The sequence below is a fragment of the Alteromonas nitratireducens genome (assembly GCF_040812025.1).
GTDB classification, from domain to species: domain Bacteria; phylum Pseudomonadota; class Gammaproteobacteria; order Enterobacterales; family Alteromonadaceae; genus Alteromonas; species Alteromonas nitratireducens.
Genome location: NZ_JBFNPK010000004.1, coordinates 46,952 through 66,346, shown reverse-complemented (window position 1 = coordinate 66,346; position 19,395 = coordinate 46,952). Strand labels below are relative to the sequence as shown.

Sequence of the window (19,395 nt, the reverse complement as noted above, 5' to 3'; positions counted from 1 at the left end):
ATGACGGATCAACTCGAACGTGTTGCGCAGTACGAGCGCGACAGAGAAAAGCAGGCAGCCCAGGCATTTCAGCAGGCGCAACAGTTTGTAACACAACAGCGTCAGAAGCTGTCGAATCTGGAACAATACCGGCTGGAGTACCTGCGCAGTATTCAGGTCAATGGCAAAGCCGGCGTCGGCGCTAAACACTATCATCAGCATCTGTCTTTTGTCGGCAAACTCGACAGTGCCTGTCAGCAACAGCAGCAACATATTTCGCGTGCCGTGCTTGCCGCTGACCAGCGCAAGCGGCAGTGGCTTGCCCAGCAGCAGCGGTGCAAAGCCGTTGAACTGTTGCTGGAAAAGCGTCATCTGGTTAAACAGAAAAAAGAAGCCCGTCAGGAGCAGGCAATGATGGACGAGTTTGCGACCCAACGGTTTTTCCGCGCCAGAAAGTCAGCATTCTGACCGCGCTTCATCATCAATCCTGTTAAAAACGTCAAACTGGAACAGCTTTTGCTGAAGTTTATATAGTCTGCCTTATCCGGCAACGTGCTAACGGGGTAGCGGCAGAATGCAAACGCAGTGAAATCAAGGGCTGCAACCAGATTGAAGTCAAACAGGACGCGCTAATAGCGTCACAGGATAAACACCATGATGCAACAACTTGCCGCTAAACAATCAGATATTGCCGGTCTGGGTATCGGGAAGGAAGATACCCCGGTGTCACTCTTGCAGGTGCCACAGCCAGAAGGCAGCCATGCTGGGTTTGGCGACGTGTATCGTGAAGCATCTGCTGCCTCATCTGCGGTGAGTCGCAAAGCCCTGCCTGCCGACACAAAAAAAAGTGCGGAGGTTGTCGGCCCGAAAGAAGACCGGCTGCATCATACTGACTCGCACGTGAAATCAGAAGCAGCCGAGGCAGCAGAACGGTCCGATGAGCCGTCAGTACCCGTATCGAAAACCGGGCAGAAACCAACAGAGGCGAAAGCAGCACCCCAGGATGAGCCTGAGGGCACGCAAACTGCCGATGTGCCGAGCGACGATGAACTTGAAAAGCTGGTGTCTGATGAACATACCGATGTGGACTGGCTGGCTTATGTGGATGCCGTTAAATCGGCCAGTGAGAAACTGGATGCGAATACTCCGGTATCGACGCTTGATGACAGCGTCATTGGTGAAAGTGTGTCGTACTCCGAACAGTTTGAGATTGCTGGAGTAGTAATTGAACAAAATGTAAATGCTGAATCAGACTCCGAACCTGTGGTGACCGTCAACTCAGAAGAAGAGGCGAGTCTGAGCGCGACGAAAAACGACACTGGGGTAAATCCGGATGAACAGATGAATGACAACGCTGTAATGGAAAGCAGTACACTTTCGGCGTTGCCAGAACAACAGGACCAGACACTGCTGGACGTCATGAAGGCACTGGATGACGCGCTGACATCAGCTGGCCGTGCAGTCCAAAAACCAACGCCGGAGACATTGAAAACCGCGCTGCAGTCGCTAAAGAGTCAGACCGAACAAGGGTCTGTGCAACGCCGCATTATCGACAATATGCTGACGGCAATCACCCATGCAGAATCCATTTCTCAGGATAGCGGTGAACAGGCATCATCTGAGACGGCTGCGCTCATTGCCAATGAACTGCTGGCGCTAAGTCAGCGAGCGACAGCGCCGCGCGATACACAAACCAGAGCGTCGCTGCCAGATTCAGTCTCCCGGGCACCCTCGTCAGCGACTGAGCCGCTGCAGGTGCTGACCGAAGACCTGATGACATTGTCCTCTGCGTCAGTCGAGACCGTGACAGATACCCTTCAGACGGCTGTAACCTCGTTACTGGCCGGTGCCAGCGATGAGGTACAACAGTCAGTGAAGGCATCACTGACTGCCGGAATGACCGAAATGCAGCAGCAACTCACCAAAGGGCATGAGCCGGGCATTGATCTGAAAGTGCTGATTCAGCAGGCGCTGGCAGAGGCGGGCGTTTCTCAGTCACAGGCGCAGGCCGTCGTGACGCAGATAGAGCAGCAGGCGGCACAACTCCATCAGACTGTGACCGCGGCACAACAGTCACTGCAACAGATAGTGGCGAATCAGGTTGCCTCGGCCGATACGGTAATACAGGAGAACAGTCAGGTCAGAGCGGAAAGCGGTAAAGCGCTGCATGGTGGCGACCTGGCTGATAAACCGGTGAACATCCACAAAGCTGAGGGACAACAGCAGCTACAGGAGAAAATTCGCTGGATGGTTAACAGTCGTACCAGTCTGGCCGAGATCCGTCTTGACCCGCCAGAACTTGGCAGTATGCAGGTACGGGTCAGTATGAACGGGGATGCGGCGAGCGTCAGCTTTGTGGTGCAGTCGGCACAGGCAAGAGATGCCCTGAATGACGCCATGCCGCGCCTGCGTGAGATGTTCGCGGAGCAGGGCGTAACGCTGGGTGAGTCCTTCGTCAGTCAGGAGCAGCAGGATCAGGGAGCATCGCCCGAAGATGGTTCAGCAGGCGGTGGCAATGGCGAATTTGCCGCTGATGCCGAGGACGAAATGCCGGCGAGCGAACAACGCCTTACCCGCAATGAACTCGGTGGCATAGACTATTATGCATAGAACAACGTCATTTTTCGTCGAAAGCAGGATTGCGATTTGCGCGTGAACCCTGATAATAAGCCCGACAAAGTTAACTAGGGATTGTCATGGCAGAAGAAGAATTACAAATAGAAGAAGGCGGTAAGAAAGGCAAACTGATGATCATCATCATTGCCCTGGTACTGGTGGTTGGTGGTGCTGCTGCCTATTTTCTGTTTTTTAGTGGCGACGAAGCGCCCGCTGCGGAGCAGCTTGCTGCCGATCCGGAGCAGGCCGCGGTAGCACCTCGCCAAAGCGCAGAGGTAGGAACCGCACTCTACGTCGCAATGCCCCGGCCATTTGTTTTCAATGTACCGGGTGCCGGACGTGACAGACTGGTTCAGATCAAAGTGCAACTGATGGTCAGAGGTTCAGAAAACGAAGAAGTGGCTAAGTCACATATTCCGCTGATAGAGGGAACCCTGCTGCAGGTGTTCAGTTCAGCGAATGCCGATGATTTGGTGACCGAAGCTGGCAAAGTGGAACTGCGTGACCAGTCAGTCAAGGAAGTACAGCGGGTAATGAATGAAATTGCCGGTAAAGACGTGGTTGAGCGCGTGTTATTCACCGGTTTTGTAATGCAATAACGGGAACAGACTGTGAGCGATTTATTATCTCAGGACGAAATTGACGCGCTGTTGCATGGCGTCGATGATGTCGAAGAAGAAGACGTTGGCGAATCTGAATCGGATTCGTCGGCACTCGAGTATGATTTCTCCTCACAGGACAGAATCGTGCGTGGGCGTATGCCTACGCTCGAAATTGTTAACGAGCGTTTTGCCCGGCACATGCGTGTCAGTCTGTTTAATATGATGCGCCGCTCCGCTGAAGTGTCGATTAACGGCATTCAGATGATCAAGTTTGGTGAGTACATTCACACCCTGTTTGTACCGACCAGTCTGAATATGGTGCGTTTCCGTCCGCTGAAAGGTACCGGCCTTATCACCATGGAGGCCCGACTGGTATTTATCCTGGTGGATAACTTCTTTGGTGGCGATGGCCGTTACCACGCGAAGATCGAAGGGCGGGAATTTACACCTACCGAACGACGCATTATTCAGATGCTGCTCAAAATTATTTTCGAGGATTACAAGGAAGCCTGGGCACCTGTGATGGATGTCTCATTTGAATACCTTGACTCGGAAGTGAACCCGGCGATGGCCAACATTGTCAGCCCGACCGAAGTAGTGGTCATCAGTTCGTTCCATATTGAGCTGGATGGTGGCGGTGGAGACTTCCATGTGTCACTGCCCTACAGCATGCTGGAGCCTATCCGGGAACTGCTGGATGCGGGTGTTCAGAGCGATAAAGAAGATACCGATCTGCGCTGGAGTAAGGCGCTGCGTGACGAAATTATGGACGTTAACGTCGAGCTGACGACGCACATGCTGGATGTGGATATTCCACTACGCAGGATCATGGAGCTGAAAGCCGGTGACATAATTCCGGTTGATATGCCGGAAACCATTACTGTACTGATTGAAGAACTGCCGACCTTCCGTGCGAAGCTGGGGCGGTCAAGGGATAACCTCGCGCTGAAAATTACCGAGAAAATCCCACGGCCAACATCGGTTAAGTCTGAACTGCAGTTATTAACCCGCGGCGGCCGCATTATTGACAATGATGCTGAGCTGCAAGTACTCGAAGAAGACCTGTAACAGGGTAAAGATGAAGGGGTATACCCATGAGTGATAATGATGAAATGGACGATTGGGCAGCAGCCATGGCTGAACAGGAAGAGGCTGAAAACGCTGCCGAGTCTGACGACGATGGTGACGTTCAGACCCCTGAACTGGACGAACTGACTGACGAAACGCCGATATCCGGCGAAGAAAAGAAAAAGCTGGATACCATTCTGGACATCCCTGTCACTATCTCGATGGAGGTAGGGCGCAGCCAGATCAGTATCCGCAACCTGCTTCAGCTGAACCAGGGATCCGTTGTTGAACTGGACCGCGTTGCCGGCGAACCACTTGATGTGTTGGTAAATGGCACGTTGATTGCTCATGGAGAAGTAGTAGTGGTCAACGATAAGTTCGGTATTCGGTTAACGGATGTTATTAGTCAAATCGAAAGAATTAAAAAACTCAGGTAAAAACCTATTTAAAACAGGGGGATGCGCTTTGCTCTCCCTGTTCCTCTCTCCGCTTTCACACGCTCAGAGCAGCAGCACGTACAACAGCGCCGGAAACATACTGTCAATTTTCCTATCACTTTTAGTGGTGGTCGGGATTATTTTTGCGCTGGCTTATCTGATGCGTCGGTTTACTGTCACTCAGGCAGGTAACGGGCAACTGAAAGTCGTGGCCAGTATGGTCGCAGGTACCAAAGAAAAAATTATGGTGATTCAGGTTGGTGATGAACAGCACCTCGTGGGGATCACCAGTCACCATATCTCTCATTTAAGTAAACTGGATAACCCGCTGGAAGCCACGCCCCAAAGTGGCAATAAGGGCTCTGGCGAACAGTTCCGGCAAAAGCTCGTCAGTGCCATGGCGGGTAAAATTAACCCGGCAGTGAAAGGGGAGAAATAGGATGACTAAACGTTATTCTCTGCTCATTTCGCTGACGCTGCTGGCGCTGTTTGGTGCGATGCCTGCTTTCGCACAACAGGGGATTTCCGCTGTGACGGTGACCACCAACCCGGATGGATCACAGGATTACACCATGACGCTGCAGGCGCTGTTCATTATGACCGCGCTGAGTCTGATCCCGGCCTTTATCATGATGATGACGTCGTTCACCCGCATTATCGTGGTGCTGTCAATTTTACGTCAGGCTATTGGTTTGCAGCAGTCGCCCTCAAATCAGATCCTGATTGGCGTCAGTTTGTTTCTCTCGCTGTTTATTATGAAACCGGTGTTTGATGAAATTAATGACCGGGCCCTGCAGCCCTATCTGGCCGAAGAGATGACATTTAAAGACGCGTATGACGCCGCGAAAGAGCCCATGCGCGCGTTCATGCTGTCGCAGACACGGGTTAAAGATCTGGAAACGTTTGTTTCAATTGCCGGTGAGGAAGACACGTACGCAGACCCGTCGGAAGTGTCGATGAACATTCTGATCCCAGCGTTTGTCACCAGCGAGCTGAAAACTGCATTTCAGATTGGCTTTATGCTGTTTATTCCATTTTTGATTATCGACCTGGTGGTTGCATCGATTCTGATGGCCATGGGGATGATGATGCTGTCACCCATGATTGTCTCGCTGCCGTTTAAACTGATGTTGTTTGTGCTGGTGGATGGCTGGAGCCTGGTGTTTGGCACCCTGGCGAACAGCTTTGGCATGGGCGTGTAGGAGGCTGATATGTCACCCGAGGTCTTTGTTGAAATACTGCGCGACGCCATGTTTATGGTGATTCTGCTGGTGTCTGCCGTGATCGTGCCAAGCCTTATTGTGGGTCTGATTGTGGCGGTATTTCAGGCCGCAACATCGATTAACGAGCAAACCATGAGCTTTTTGCCCCGTCTTATCGTGACGCTGCTGGCACTCAGTTGGGGGGGGAACTGGCTGGTGCAGCAGGTCATGGACTTTACCTTTCACATGGTTGACCTGATTCCACAGGTGGTGGGCTAGTCGCGATGACGTTTGAACTTGCCACCATCAACCAGTTTATTGCCGATTTGCTGCTACCGTTTTTGCGTATTTCGGGGCTGTTTGGTGCCATGATTGGGCTGAGTGCCAGGTCAGTCTCTCCGCAAACCCGGGGGTTGCTCGCGATCGCTATTTCGCTGGTGATTATTCCGGTTATACCGCCTTCTCCCGTGACGGATCTGGTCAACCTGGGGACGTTTATCTTAGGTATTCAGCAGGTGTTGATTGGCGTTGCGATTGGTTTTATTTCTACGATGGTGCTGAACACTTTTGTGCTGGCCGGACAGGTTATCGCCATGCAGACCGGCCTCGGCTTTGCGTCAATTGTCGACCCGGTGAACGGGATTAACGTCCCTGCGGTCGGGCAGTTCTACCTTATTCTGGCGACACTGCTGTTCTGGGCGCTGGACGGTCACCTTGCAATGATACAAATGGTAGTGATGAGCTTTCATGCGTTGCCCATAGGTGATGCATGGTTTTCGCAGGATAATCTGCGTGAAATTGCGTTATGGGGCGGCTGGATGTTTGTTGCGGCGCTTACGTTGTCGCTGGCGCCCATTGTTTCACTGCTGATTGTAAATCTGGCCTTTGGCGTGATGACCAAAGCGGCCCCACAGCTGAATATTTTCAGTATTGGCTTTTCTATTGCCCAGATGATGGGGCTGATCATTATCTGGATCACGCTGGGTAATTTCACCGCACACTTTGCTGCTCAGTGGGAACGTGCCCAGCAGTTTATGTGTGAGCTGTTACGTATTTGTCCGAGTTAAGGAATTACGATGGCTGACGCGCACGAAAAAACAGAAGACCCCACGAGTAAAAAACTCGAAGAAGCCCGAAAAAAAGGCCAGGTCGCCCGTTCCAGAGAGCTGTCAACCACCCTTGTGCTGGTTGGCAGCGCCGCGATGTTTTTCCTTGTTGGAGGCTGGGTGGCAGAGGGCCTGTTCAGGGTTATGCAGCGCACCTTTACATTGTCCCGCGATGAAACCTATGACACTACGCATATGTTTTCGGCATGGGGAGAAGCATTTGGCGAGATTGGTGCACCGGTATTGTTGTATATGGTCGTAGCCATGATTGCGGGTATTTATGGGTCCATTGCGCTGGGCGGGTATAACTTTACCTGGCAGTCGGCCGAGCCAAAGTTCAGCAAGATGAATCCGGTTAATGGTATTAAACGCATGTTCGGCATGAACGGTCTGGTGGAACTGCTGAAAGCGATCGCAAAATTTTTCGTGATAGCCGGCATGGCCCTGCTGGCGATGGTGTTTTTTCAGGATGAAGCGCTGCACCTTGACCAGGAAATGTTCCCCGGCAACATTTTCCATGCGCTTAACATGCTCGAGTGGGCGTTCCTGTTGCTGGCCTGCGGTATGATCCCAATCGCTCTGTTTGACGTGCCCTACCAGAGCTACAAACATAACGAAGAAATGAAAATGACCAAGCAGGAGGTGAAGGATGAACGTAAGAACGCGGAAGGGGACCCGCAGGTAAAAGGGCGTATTCGTCGGTTACAGTATCAGGCGGCAACGCGCCGTATGATGCAGGAAGTGCCGAATGCGGATGTGGTCGTAACCAACCCGACCCATTACTCGGTGGCTATTAAATACGATGAAAATGGCAACAGAGCCCCTGTACTACTGGCGAAAGGGACCGATGAGCTGGCCATGCACATCCGGAAAATTGCTACGGCCAATGACGTGCCGCTGCTGCCGTCTCCGATGCTCGCGCGGGCGATCTATTACTCCACCGAAGTCGACCAGGAAATTCCTCAGAAACTATTTATGGCTGTGGCACAGGTACTGGCCTATGTATACCAGCTTAAAGCCTATAGAGCAGGTAAAGGACAACGGCCGAAGCCGCTTAAGAAAGATTTGCCCATACCACCGGAGCTGCGCAGATAACCAATGCCCTGCGCAAATGCAGGGCAGGTTGTATGGCATCGCGTTAATGCGGCATCAGATGCTGCGATACCATTAGCACTGCAGCGTAACCACAACTGTACGCTATCAGTAGCAGCAGCGCATATTTACTGTAACGTCCGAATGACATGCCCTGGATCTTGCTCATCGCAACAATGCCGGCGGCAGAACCGATGATCAGCAGCGAACCGCCCACACCCACGGCATAGGTCAGCGACATCCACTCAGACGTACTCATGCTGATGTTGGCCTTTAGCAGCGCAGCCGTCAGTGGGACGTTATCTATCATCGACGACAGTACACCCATCACATAATTGGCCAGCACGGGTGGGAACAGGTTGTATACGCTCAGTAGCGCATTCAGTGCATGGATATGCTCAAGCATGCCGACCAGAAGCAGTACACCGAGGAAGAAAAGCAGGGTGTCGAACTCGATGTAGCGGATGTAGTCGAGGATGGGATCATTGCGGTCATCATCTCCCATAAACGTGGCAATCAGAAACATCACCGACATACCAGCCAGAAAACTCAGCATCGGCGGAATACCATAAACGATGTTGGCCAGCAGGGTGAGGATGATCGTCGACAGAAACGTAAACGCAATGACATAGTCAACCGGCTGGATATCGTGCCGGGTTTTGAGGATTTTCACCTGTCCCTTGAGTCCGACACTTAACATCAGCGCAAGCACCATCACGCCGGTAAACGACGGCAGCAACAACCAGAGTAACTGAGTAATGGTGACCTTGTCTTCCAGAAATATCATCAGGGTGGTGACATCACCCGTGATCAGGCTGACGCCCCCTGAGTTAACGGCAAACACCACCAGAACCGCAAAACGCATGGTCTGGTTAAACGGCAATGAGAGGCTGAGTACCAGTGCAATGGAGACCAGCGTGGCGGTAATGTTGTCAGCCAGCGATGAAAAACAGAAACTGAATAAGGCGGTAATAAACAGCAGTTTTTTCAGACTGATCTGGCGTGGCATGATGACATTCAGCAAACTTTCTATCAGTCCTTTCCGGTTCAGATAGGCCACAAAGGTCATCGCTGCAACCAGAAACAGCCACAGTGTCGAAATTTCTGTGATGTTTCGCTCCAGCGATTCACTGACGTGGGCCATGGCGGGACCACGGCTGGCATCCATGAAAAGCAGGATCCAGGCGAGCGTACCGAAAAACAGCGTCACTTTCGCTTTGTTGACGTGCAGTACTTCTTCAAAAATAACACCAAGCAGCGCCAGGATGGCGATGCCGACTAACGCGATATCCAGCATGATGAGAGCATCTTAGTGTAGGTGGCGGCATTCTAGCCCCTTAATTACAGGGAATAAATGACCGACGGGGTCATATTGCGGTCATTTTACTGATATTCAATATGAATTGAGGTGATAGCGCTTTGCTATCAGTGGGAGGCCTGCCATACCCGCACTTTTCTGCTTACTTTCGTTCCTTACCTGCACAGTGAAAGCAAACTGGCACGGTGTTTGTAATGTCTCTGTCACAGCAGTAAAAGCGTCAAAAATCTGATAGAGACAAAATAAACCATGCAGCTTTCCGGTGTTCTTCAGCGATTTGATAAAAGTCAGTTTCAGCACGTTACCAACGGCCTCGGTGCGCCCATTGTGCTGCTGGCCATTATGGGAATGGTCATCCTGCCGATGCCGCCATTTCTGCTGGATATCCTGTTTAGTTTTAATATTGCCCTGTCACTGGTCATTATTCTGGTCGCGGTATTTACCCAGCGCCCGATTGATTTTGGCATCTTTCCACTGGTGCTGCTGATTGCCACGGTATTGCGACTGGCGCTGAATGTGGCGTCAACGCGGGTGGTACTGCTTTATGGGCACGAAGGTGGCGATGCGGCCGGGAAAGTCATTGAAGCCTTCGGCGAGGTGGTCATCGGGGGCAATTATGCAGTGGGTATCGTGGTCTTTGCGATCCTGCTTATCATCAATTTTAAAGTGGTTACTGCCGGTGCCGGTCGTATTTCGGAAGTCGGAGCGCGCTTTACCCTGGATGCGATGCCAGGCAAGCAGATGGCCATTGATGCCGACCTTAACGCTGGCTATATCGATCAGGATCAGGCCCGCGCCCGGCGCGAGGAGATCACTGCCGAGGCAGACTTCTACGGCTCAATGGACGGTGCGTCAAAATTCGTCAAAGGGGATGCGATTGCCGGTCTGTTCATCATGCTGATTAATATTATCGGTGGCCTGTTTATCGGTATGATTCAGCATGATCTTGCGTTTGGTGACGCAATTGAGGTCTACACCATTCTTACCATCGGTGATGGTCTGGTTGCTCAGATCCCATCACTGCTGCTGTCGGTAGCCACCGCGATTATCGTTACCCGTGAAAACGAAACCCAGGAAATGGGCAAAGAGATCAATAACCAACTGGGGAATCAGCAGGCACTGTATATTGCGGCGGCTGTTCTGTTTGTGATGGGAATTGTCCCGGGGATGCCTCACCTGGCTTTCCTGAGCTTTTCAGCGATGGCGGCAGGCTATGCCTACTGGCGTGGCGTTCAGCAAAAGCGGGCAGAGGCGCAGCCACCGGTGCCAGCACAGGTGAATAAAGACGAACTTACCCCGCCGGAAATCAAAGAACTGGGCTGGGATGATGTGCAGCATGTAGACACCATTGGGCTTGAAGTGGGTTACCGCTTAATTCCGCTGGTGGATAAGTCACAGGGAGGCGAGTTGCTGACCCGTATTAAAGGGGTTCGTAAGAAACTCTCTCAGGAACTTGGGTTTCTGGTGCCGCCTGTGCATATCCGTGACAACCTCGATCTCGATCCTAACGCCTACGAGATTTCCATGCTCGGGGTCACCATTGGTGATGCGCAAATCAGCCATGACGAAGAACTGGCGATCAATCCGGGCCAGGTGTTTGGCAAGCTGGAAGGTCGTGCTACGAAAGATCCGGCGTTTGGTCTGGATGCGGTGTGGATCAAACCCGGAAAACGTGAACATGCGCAGACGCTCGGGTATACGGTTGTTGATGCTGCGACAGTGGTTGCTACCCACCTTAGCCAGTTGCTGACCAATAATGCCTACCAACTGCTGGGTTATGAGGAAACCCAACAGCTGCTGGACATGCTGGCCAAACACAACCCGAAACTGGTTGAGGGCCTCATTCCCGATATTCTGCCACTGTCTACGGTGGTGAAAGTGCTGCAGACACTCCTGTTTGAAGGGGTGCCTATTCGCGATATGCGCACGATTGTGCAGACCTTGAGTGAATATGGCCCGCGCAGTCAGGATCCTGACGTTCTGGTGTCTGCCGTTCGAATTGCACTTAAGCGTCTGATTGTGCAGGAAATCGCTGCAGGCAACGCCGAGATACCCGTCATAACCTTGGCGCCTGAGTTGGAACAAATGTTGCACCAGTCACTGCAGGCAGGGGGCGAAGACGGCGCCGGTATTGAACCCGGACTGGCTGACAAGCTGCAGAAATCGTTGCAGCAGGCGAGTCAGAATCAGGAGCTGGCCGGTGAACCTGCAGTACTGCTGACGTCAGGTCTGCTGCGTCCGGTACTGTCCCGCTTCCTTAAATATTCTGTCGCTGGATTGCATGTGCTGTCCTATCAGGAAATTCCTGACGACAAACAGATAAAAATAGTCAGTTCTGTGGGTCAATAATCTGACGCCCGGTGTGAGTAGAGGTTGAAATGAAAATCAGACGATTCTTTGGCAAAGATATGCGTGAGGCGCTGAGCCAGGTTAAAGCCGAGCTGGGCTCAGATGCGGTGATCATGTCAAACCGCAAAATGGCCGACGGGATTGAACTGGTCGCTGCGTACGATAAGGAAACTGACGCACCGCTGACACGCAAAAAGCCGCAGGGTGCGGGCAAGCCTACCCCCAGCCTGAGTGAAATCATCGGTGATGACGGACCGGATACCCTGCGCGCGTTGCTTGAGAAGCAGCATGGTCAGCAGCCCCGTCAGTCCGCCGCGCCCGTCAGCCAGTCTGATAACGAAACGCCAGCCAGCGTGGTTCAGCCCGCTGAAATGGCCTGGCTGAAAGACACTGCCGCTGAACAAAACACAGCACAGGGCGGGGCCTCCAACGCACCAGCCTCTCACGACGAACTGGCAGATATCAAAGCAGAACTGGCGTCGCTGCGCAGTGTGCTTCAGTATCAGGTTGCTGACCTGATGGAAGCGAAACGTCAGCGTCAGCAGCCGGTGCATGCCTTCTTACATCGCCGGCTGACAGACATGGGCCTGAGCGCTCGCCTGGCAAGTCAGTTAATGCACTATGTGCCGCGCGAATACAACGAGCGTGAAGCCTGGGTATATCTTCTTAATCTATTGTCTAATCGCATCAACGTGACCGGCAACGATATACTCAGTCAGACCGGCGCGGTTGCCCTGGTGGGCCCGACCGGTACCGGCAAAACCACAACGGTGGCAAAACTGGCTGCACGCTACGCGCAGAAATACGGCGCCGATACCGTTGCAATGATTACTATCGATACGTATCGCATCGCTGCATTTGAACAGCTTGCGACCTACGGGAAGATTATTGGCTGTACAGTGCGCAAGGCACAAAGTACTGAAGAGCTGGCTGATCTATTGTTCCAGTTACGTCATAAGCGTCTGATACTGATTGATACCGCCGGATTCAGTCAGCGTGACAGCCGCCTGATCAAGCAGCTGAAACAATTTGACAGCGGTCAGATGCAGCCGGTGAAAAAATACCTGGTTGCTCAGGCGAATACCCAGTATCCGGCGCTGGAGCGGATTATTCATGCGTACGATCCGGTCAAACTGGATGGCTGTATTTTCACCAAACTGGACGAGTGTTATTCACTCGGGGAAGTACTGAGTGCGTCCATAGAACATCAGTTACCGGTCAGTTATGTGACGGATGGTCAGAAAGTACCTGAAGATATTAAAGTTGCAGATGCAAAATCTCTCGTATCTGCGGCTGCAAAGCTTTATAAAAAGTATGGTTTGAATCATACTAGTGCTAATAATGAAGTTAACGCAGCACAAGCAGTATGATCGACGATCAAGCGAGTAGCTTACGAAAGATGAAGCAATCAAGGTTAATCAAAGTTATAGCAGTCACCGGAGGTAAGGGAGGCGTAGGGAAAACCAATATTACGCTGAATACCGCTATTGCCATGGCAAAGCAGGGTAAGCGTGTGATGGTTTTGGATGCTGACCTTGGACTTGCCAACGTAGACGTCATGCTGGGCCTCAGGGTCGAGAAAAACCTGTCTCATGTGTTATCGGGTGAATGCACGCTTGATGAGGTGCTGGTCACCGGCCCTCACGGCATTAAGATAGCACCGGCGACGTCGGGCACGCAGTCAATGGCGGAGTTGTCTCCGACAGAACACGCCGGGCTGATCAGAGCATTCAGTGAACTGCGTTCGCAAATTGATGTGCTGATCGTCGATACGGCAGCAGGCATTTCAGACATGGTGCTGAGTTTTTCCAAAGCGTCTCAGGACATTATGGTAGTGGTGTGTGACGAACCCACATCGCTGACCGATGCTTATGCCCTGATCAAAATTCTCAATCGTGAGCACGGTGTATTCCGTTTTAAAGTGGTCGCCAATATGGTTCGCGACGTACGTGAAGGCCAGGAATTATTCAGTAAGCTGTCAAAAGTCACAGGCCGGTTTCTGGATGTTGCACTGGAACTGGTTGCTACCATCCCGTTCGATGAAAACATCCGGCGTGCGGTGCGTAAACAAACCGCGATTGTGGATGCCTTCCCGGGGTCGCCAGCGGCTGTCGCCATTACACAACTGGCGACTAAAGCGATGTCCTGGCCCATCCCTGAGCAGCCTGGTGGACATCTCGAATTTTTCATTGAACAATTGGTTTCAGGTAAAGTAGCGGGAAATCAACGTTGAACAGCAAAGCAGCAGCGTATCAGCAACAAACTGATAAGTCGCAACTTGTCGAAAGACACGCGCCGCTGGTGAAACGGATTGCACACCACCTGATGGCAAGATTACCGGCCAGTGTACTGGTCGATGATCTTATTCAGTCAGGCATGATCGGATTATTAGAAGCGGCCAGGAATTTTGATGGCAGTAAAGGTGCCAGCTTTGAGACCTTTGCTGGTATTCGTATTCGTGGTGCGATGTTAGATGAAATACGAAAAGGTGACTGGACACCGCGTTCTGTTCACCGCAACAGCCGTGCGATTACGGATGCCATTGCACAGGTGGAAGGTGAGACCGGTCGCGATGCACGTGACGCGGAAATTGCCGCAAAAATGAATGTCAGCCTGCAGGATTATCACCAGATGCTGAACGAGGTGAATGCAGGAAAACTGGTAGGAATTGAAGATCTTGGCGTGTCTGAAGATGTCATTACGACCGAACAAAACCGGGGAAATGACACGCCATTGGAAGATTTGATGCAAGGCGCTTTCCAAAAAGCACTTGCGCATGCTATTACTACGTTACCCGAGCGGGAAGCGATAGTGCTGTCTCTGTACTATGATGAGGAACTGAACCTGCGTGAAATTGGTGAAGTGCTTGAAGTCAGTGAATCCAGAGTCAGCCAGATACACAGTCAGGCCATGTTAAAACTCAAATCACGAATGAAGTCGTGGCAGGCTGATGAATAACCAGACAAACCATTAATTACACCCTCACTGGAGGCCATTTTGGACAAGAATATGAAAATTCTCGTGGTTGACGATTTTTCTACCATGAGACGTATCATAAAGAACCTGCTCAAAGATTTGGGTTTTTCCAATATCCAGGAAGCGGATGACGGCAATACGGCATTGCCAATGCTACAGCAGGGCGATTTTGACTTTGTTGTGACCGACTGGAATATGCCGGGTATGCAGGGTATTGACCTGCTGCGCGCCATCCGTGGTGATGACAAACTGAAGCATCTGCCTGTCCTGATGGTAACGGCAGAAGCGAAGAAAGAACAAATTGTTGCGGCTGCGCAGGCAGGCGTTAACGGTTACGTTGTTAAACCCTTCACGGCAGCTACGCTCAAAGAAAAACTCGACAAAATCTTTGAACGTTTAGGCTGATTCAGGCGTTCCTGAAAAGAATGAGGAAGTCCGAATGTCCAAAGAGGTAAACGTTCCGATTACGCTGGATGAAGCTAAACAGCTTGTTGCGTATCTGGAAGCGGGCGACACGGCGTCGGCCAATGCCATCCTGGAAGCAGCCTCGATGAAAGAGTCGATAGAGCTGTTTGAAGAGGTGGGTAAGCTGACGCGTCAGCTTCATGACGCCCTGAACAATTTTCAGCTTGATGAGCGAATCGTCAATCTTGCCAACGACGATATTCCCGACGCCCAAAGTCGGCTGACATACGTTATTGAAGAAACGGAAAAGGCGGCAAATACCACTATGGATGCCGTCGAAGCCAGTATGCCTATTGCCGAAACGCTGTCTGAGCGCATCGACAAGGTGATGCCAGACTGGAAAAAACTCATGAACCGTGAAATCGAGTTGGGTGAGTTTAAGGCGCTGTGCACGGATATTGATCAGCTGCTTGAAGATGCGTCAGTACAGTCAAGCAAGCTGACCAGCCTGCTGACGGAAGTGCTGATGGCGCAGGGCTATCAGGACCTGACCGGTCAGGTTATCCGTCGTGTGATCGATCTCGTCAAAGAGGTGGAAGACAGCCTGGTAAACATGCTGACCATGTTTGGTGAGCCGGATGCACAGGTAAAAACTAAACCATCTCAAAAAGTTACCGATAAGATTGAAGCAGAAGGACCAATCATCGATGCACAGAACCGGGATGATGTTGTTTCAGGCCAGGATGATGTGGATGACCTCCTGTCGAGCTTAGGTTTTTAGGGGAGCGGGCGCATGTCGTTTGATGTTGACGAGGAAATATTACAGGACTTTTTGGTTGAGGCCGGAGAGATCCTTGAACAGTTGCAGGAGCAGCTCGTCGATTTAGAGAATAATCCGGAAGACGCGGATTTGCTCAATGCCATTTTCCGTGGCTATCACACGGTGAAAGGTGGTGCCGGCTTTTTGTCACTGACAGAGCTGGTTGAAATCTGTCATGGTGCGGAAAACGTCTTTGACGTCATGCGCAACGGGCAGCGTAACCTGACCCCCGAATTAATGGATGTCATTCTGCAGGCCACGGACGTCGTGGTAGCGATGTTCGAAAAAGTAAAGAACAGAGAGCCGCTGGAGCCTGCCGATCCTGTGCTCGTCGATCTGCTGACACAGTTAAGCAAGCCCGAATCGCCCGACGAAAGTATCTTTGATGATGCCGCCGCACCAGTTGCACAGGCGGATGAATCGCCGGAAGAAGAACTGATTATTGAAGATGAGCCGGACTCACCTGAAGAGGACGCCGTCAGTGTGAAGCAGGAAGATGGCTCTATCGATGATATCTCTGAAGACGAATTTGAAGCCCTGCTGGATGAACTGCACGGTGACGGTGCGCCAGGGCGCCCGGCAGCACCAACTGAGTCTGCGAAAACGTCAGAACCGACCCCGCCGTCAGGAGATGAAGACATCACTGACGATGAATTTGAAGCCTTGCTGGACGAGTTGCATGGCAAAGGTCAGTTTAAGGCGGCGGCTGATGATGTGAAGCCTGAAGACACCAAGCCCGCAGACAATGCAGTAAGTGCAGGCGGTGATGAAGAAATTACTGATGATGAATTTGAAGCGTTGCTTGATCAGCTGCATGGCAGCGGTCAGGGACCAACTACATCAAAAGACGATGACGTCGCTTCCGCGCCAGCCCCATCTGAAAAGCCTCGGGTGAAAGTGGATAACGACGCCACAGACAAGATTAACAAGGCGAAAGCTGAGCAGCAGAAGAAAGAAGAGGCGGCCAAGTCTGCGGCCAAGCCTGCTGCGCCGGCGGCACAGAAAGCGGCAGCGCCGGCCGCTGCGAAAAAAGAAGAGAAGAAAGCTGCGCCTGCGGCACCACAGGCTGAGACCACGGTTCGGGTTGATACCAAACGCCTCGACCAAATCATGAACATGGTGGGTGAGTTGGTGTTGGTGAGGAACCGCTTGCTGAGCCTGGGTATTAACACCAACGACGAAAGCATGTCTAAGGCGATAGCAAACCTGGACGTGGTAACCGGCGACCTTCAGGGTGCGGTAATGAAAACCCGCATGCAGCCTATTAAGAAAGTGTTCGGTCGTTTTCCTCGCGTTGTTCGTGACCTCGCAAGAAGCCTGAAAAAAGAAATTACGCTGGAGCTCGAAGGGGAAGAGACGGATCTGGATAAGAACCTGGTTGAGGCGCTTGCCGATCCGTTGGTTCACCTGGTTCGCAACTCTGTCGACCACGGTATTGAAATGCCGGATGATCGTCAGGCAGCAGGCAAGCCGAGAATGGGTAAAGTTAAGCTGTCTGCCTCCCAGGAAGGTGACCACATTCTGCTGACCATTGAAGACGATGGTAAGGGCATGGATCCAGAGAAGCTCAAGGAAATTGCCATTTCCCGGGGGGTTCTGGATGTTGATGCCGCTGCACGTATGTCAGATGTGGAAGCGTTTAATCTGATTTTTGCTCCAGGGTTCTCTACCAAAACCGAGATCAGCGATATCTCTGGTCGCGGCGTCGGTATGGACGTAGTGAAAACCAAAATCAATCAGCTTAACGGTACCATCAATATTGATTCGCAGATGGGCAAAGGTACCCGTCTGGATATCAAGGTTCCTCTGACGCTGGCGATTTTGCCGACGCTGATGATTGTGGTCGGTAAACAAACGTTTGCGCTGCCGCTTGGTGCGGTGAGTGAAATCATCAACATGGATATCAGCAAAACCAATACCGTAGACGGTCAGCTGACCATGATTGTGCGCTCAAAAGCGATTCCCATCTTCTTCCTGGGCGAGTGGTTAATCCGTGGTAAGAAGCAGATCGATAAATCGAAAGGCCACGTGGTCGTTGTTCAGATAGGGACGCAGCAAGTGGGCTTTGTCGTGGATGCACTGATTGGTCAGGAAGAGGTGGTCATCAAACCCCTCGACGCGCTGCTACAGGGCACGCCCGGTATGGCTGGCGCCACAATTACCTCAGACGGCGGTATTGCGCTGATTCTGGATATCCCCGGATTGTTAAAACGTTACGCCAGAAAAGCGTTGAAGTAAGTTAATACAATACAAAGGAAAAATAACGCCATGGTGTTTAAAGTCCTGGTGGTGGATGATTCGACGTTTTATCGTCGACGCGTTCGAGACATTCTAGACGCAGACCGGGAACTCGAAGTCGTAGGGGAAGCCCGCGACGGACAGGATGCACTGAAAAAGATTGAAGAGTTGTCGCCTGACGTTGTGACCATGGATGTTGAAATGCCGGTCATGGATGGGATTACCGCGGTAAGAACCATCATGGCGCGGCGGCCGGTTCCCATTCTGATGTTTTCTTCGCTGACACATCATGGTGCACAGGCTACGCTTGACGCACTGGAGGCCGGCGCGCTCGACTTTTTACCCAAAAAGTTCGAGGATATTGCGCAAAACCGCAAAGAAGCCGCGCAACTGTTGTGTACCAAGGTGCGCTTAATTGCCCGTCGGGGCATTGGCATTCGTCGTCCCGCATTGCGTGAAACCGCGCGCCCGATGCCCTCTGCCGCGCCAAAACAGACCTTTTTCAGATCCTCCAGCTTATTATCGGGCCGTCAGGACGGACAGGCGCAACCTACCGTATCGACGGTGACCCGATCGGGTAAAAAATACCGCTGTGTCGCCATCGGTGCCTCGACCGGCGGACCGGTCGCGTTGCAAAAAGTGCTGGCGCCGCTACCCGCGAACTTTCCCTGTCCGATACTGCTGGTGCAGCATATGCCGGGCACGTTTACCAATGCGTTTGCCGAGCGTCTGAATGGGAACTGTAATATCACCGTAAAAGAAGCCGAGCACGGCGATATTCTGCAACCCGGGCACGCCTATCTGGCGCCGGGCGGACGTCAGATGCTAATTGAGTCACATGGCGCTCAAAAACGCGTGATTATTACCGATAACGTAAGTGACGGAAATATCAGCTACAAACCGAGTGTGGACGTCACATTCCGAGCGGTAGCCCGGGAGTTTGGTGGTGATGTCCTCGGTATCATTCTGACCGGAATGGGAGCAGATGGCCGAGAAGGCTGTCGTGAATTAAAAGAGAAAGGGGCGCGGATCTGGGCACAGGATCAGGATTCGTGCGTCGTCTATGGTATGCCGCAGGCGGTTGCAACAGCGGGTATCAGTGAAAAGAGCATCGGTATTGACGATATCAGCCAGTGCATCATGACCGAAGTGGGTTAGTCTGAGACGACTGCCAGAGTAAAGTGTAA

General features: G+C 52.0%; 19 protein-coding genes. 18 read left to right on the top strand and 1 reads right to left on the bottom strand.

Annotated elements, in window-relative coordinates; translation table 11 throughout:
- The 10 genes from fliJ to flhB all read left to right on the top strand — a co-directional run bounded on the left by fliJ (window position 1) and on the right by flhB (window position 8,105).
- Window positions 1-447, top strand: coding sequence for a flagellar export protein FliJ (fliJ, locus tag AB1N33_RS05275; RefSeq protein WP_411270496.1), 447 nt, complete (start codon window positions 1-3; stop codon window positions 445-447).
- Window positions 448-633: 186 nt separating this feature from the next.
- Window positions 634-2,589, top strand: coding sequence for a flagellar hook-length control protein FliK (locus AB1N33_RS05270; RefSeq protein WP_411270495.1), 1,956 nt, complete (start codon window positions 634-636; stop codon window positions 2,587-2,589).
- Window positions 2,590-2,675: 86 nt separating this feature from the next.
- Window positions 2,676-3,194: a flagellar basal body-associated protein FliL gene (gene fliL, locus AB1N33_RS05265; RefSeq protein WP_411270494.1), complete on the top strand. Its 519-nt coding sequence runs from the start codon at window positions 2,676-2,678 to the stop codon at window positions 3,192-3,194.
- 12 nt (window positions 3,195-3,206) lie between these two features.
- Entirely contained in the window at window positions 3,207-4,265 is a 1,059-nt protein-coding gene (gene fliM, locus AB1N33_RS05260; protein ID WP_411270493.1) for a flagellar motor switch protein FliM, read from the top strand.
- 26 nt (window positions 4,266-4,291) lie between these two features.
- Entirely contained in the window at window positions 4,292-4,702 is a 411-nt protein-coding gene (gene fliN, locus AB1N33_RS05255) for a flagellar motor switch protein FliN (protein ID WP_411270492.1), read from the top strand.
- Window positions 4,662-5,141, top strand: coding sequence for a flagellar biosynthetic protein FliO (gene fliO / locus AB1N33_RS05250; RefSeq protein ID WP_411270491.1), 480 nt, complete (start codon window positions 4,662-4,664; stop codon window positions 5,139-5,141). The genes fliN and fliO overlap by 41 nt, the downstream gene beginning before the upstream one ends.
- Before the next feature lies 1 nt (window position 5,142).
- Window positions 5,143-5,904, top strand: a complete 762-nt coding sequence (fliP, locus tag AB1N33_RS05245; RefSeq protein WP_411270490.1) for a flagellar type III secretion system pore protein FliP — start codon at window positions 5,143-5,145, stop codon at window positions 5,902-5,904.
- Between the two features lie 9 nt (window positions 5,905-5,913).
- Window positions 5,914-6,183, top strand: a complete 270-nt coding sequence (fliQ, locus tag AB1N33_RS05240; protein ID WP_411270489.1) for a flagellar biosynthesis protein FliQ — start codon at window positions 5,914-5,916, stop codon at window positions 6,181-6,183.
- Between the two features lie 5 nt (window positions 6,184-6,188).
- Entirely contained in the window at window positions 6,189-6,971 is a 783-nt protein-coding gene (gene fliR, locus AB1N33_RS05235; RefSeq protein WP_411270488.1) for a flagellar biosynthetic protein FliR, read from the top strand.
- Between the two features lie 9 nt (window positions 6,972-6,980).
- On the top strand, window positions 6,981-8,105 hold the full coding sequence (gene flhB / locus AB1N33_RS05230) for a flagellar biosynthesis protein FlhB (RefSeq protein ID WP_411270487.1): 1,125 nt from the start codon (window positions 6,981-6,983) through the stop codon (window positions 8,103-8,105).
- 43 nt (window positions 8,106-8,148) lie between these two features.
- On the opposite strand, the gene nhaD is transcribed toward flhB, so the two are convergent.
- Window positions 8,149-9,399, bottom strand: a complete 1,251-nt coding sequence (gene nhaD / locus AB1N33_RS05225; protein WP_411270486.1) for a sodium:proton antiporter NhaD — start codon at window positions 9,397-9,399, stop codon at window positions 8,149-8,151.
- A gap of 270 nt (window positions 9,400-9,669) precedes the next feature.
- Between nhaD and flhA the strand changes: the two genes are divergently transcribed.
- The 8 genes from flhA to AB1N33_RS05185 are packed head-to-tail and all read left to right on the top strand — an operon-like array spanning window position 9,670 to window position 19,366.
- Window positions 9,670-11,769 carry a flagellar biosynthesis protein FlhA gene (gene flhA / locus AB1N33_RS05220; RefSeq protein WP_411270485.1) on the top strand — a complete coding sequence of 700 codons (2,100 nt, stop codon included), beginning with the start codon at window positions 9,670-9,672 and terminating at the stop codon, window positions 11,767-11,769.
- Window positions 11,770-11,798: 29 nt separating this feature from the next.
- Complete coding sequence (flhF, locus tag AB1N33_RS05215; RefSeq protein WP_411270484.1) at window positions 11,799-13,139, top strand: flagellar biosynthesis GTPase FlhF; 1,341 nt, start codon at window positions 11,799-11,801, stop codon at window positions 13,137-13,139.
- Entirely contained in the window at window positions 13,136-14,002 is an 867-nt protein-coding gene (locus tag AB1N33_RS05210) for a MinD/ParA family protein (protein ID WP_411270483.1), read from the top strand. The genes flhF and AB1N33_RS05210 overlap by 4 nt, the downstream gene beginning before the upstream one ends.
- Window positions 13,999-14,727 (top strand): RNA polymerase sigma factor FliA, encoded by a 729-nt coding sequence (locus tag AB1N33_RS05205; protein WP_411270482.1) that lies wholly within the window; start codon window positions 13,999-14,001, stop codon window positions 14,725-14,727. Before AB1N33_RS05210 ends, AB1N33_RS05205 begins: the two co-directional genes overlap by 4 nt.
- Window positions 14,728-14,766: 39 nt before the next feature.
- Window positions 14,767-15,150: a chemotaxis response regulator CheY gene (gene cheY, locus AB1N33_RS05200; protein WP_262994295.1), complete on the top strand. Its 384-nt coding sequence runs from the start codon at window positions 14,767-14,769 to the stop codon at window positions 15,148-15,150.
- A gap of 34 nt (window positions 15,151-15,184) precedes the next feature.
- Window positions 15,185-15,931 carry a protein phosphatase CheZ gene (locus AB1N33_RS05195; protein ID WP_411270481.1) on the top strand — a complete coding sequence of 249 codons (747 nt, stop codon included), beginning with the start codon at window positions 15,185-15,187 and terminating at the stop codon, window positions 15,929-15,931.
- Window positions 15,932-15,943: 12 nt separating this feature from the next.
- Window positions 15,944-18,208, top strand: a complete 2,265-nt coding sequence (locus tag AB1N33_RS05190) for a chemotaxis protein CheW (RefSeq protein WP_411270480.1) — start codon at window positions 15,944-15,946, stop codon at window positions 18,206-18,208.
- Between the two features lie 30 nt (window positions 18,209-18,238).
- A complete protein-coding gene (locus tag AB1N33_RS05185; RefSeq protein ID WP_411270479.1) occupies window positions 18,239-19,366 on the top strand; it encodes a protein-glutamate methylesterase/protein-glutamine glutaminase in 1,128 nt (375 codons plus the stop codon).
- Window positions 19,367-19,395 lie beyond the last annotated feature (29 nt).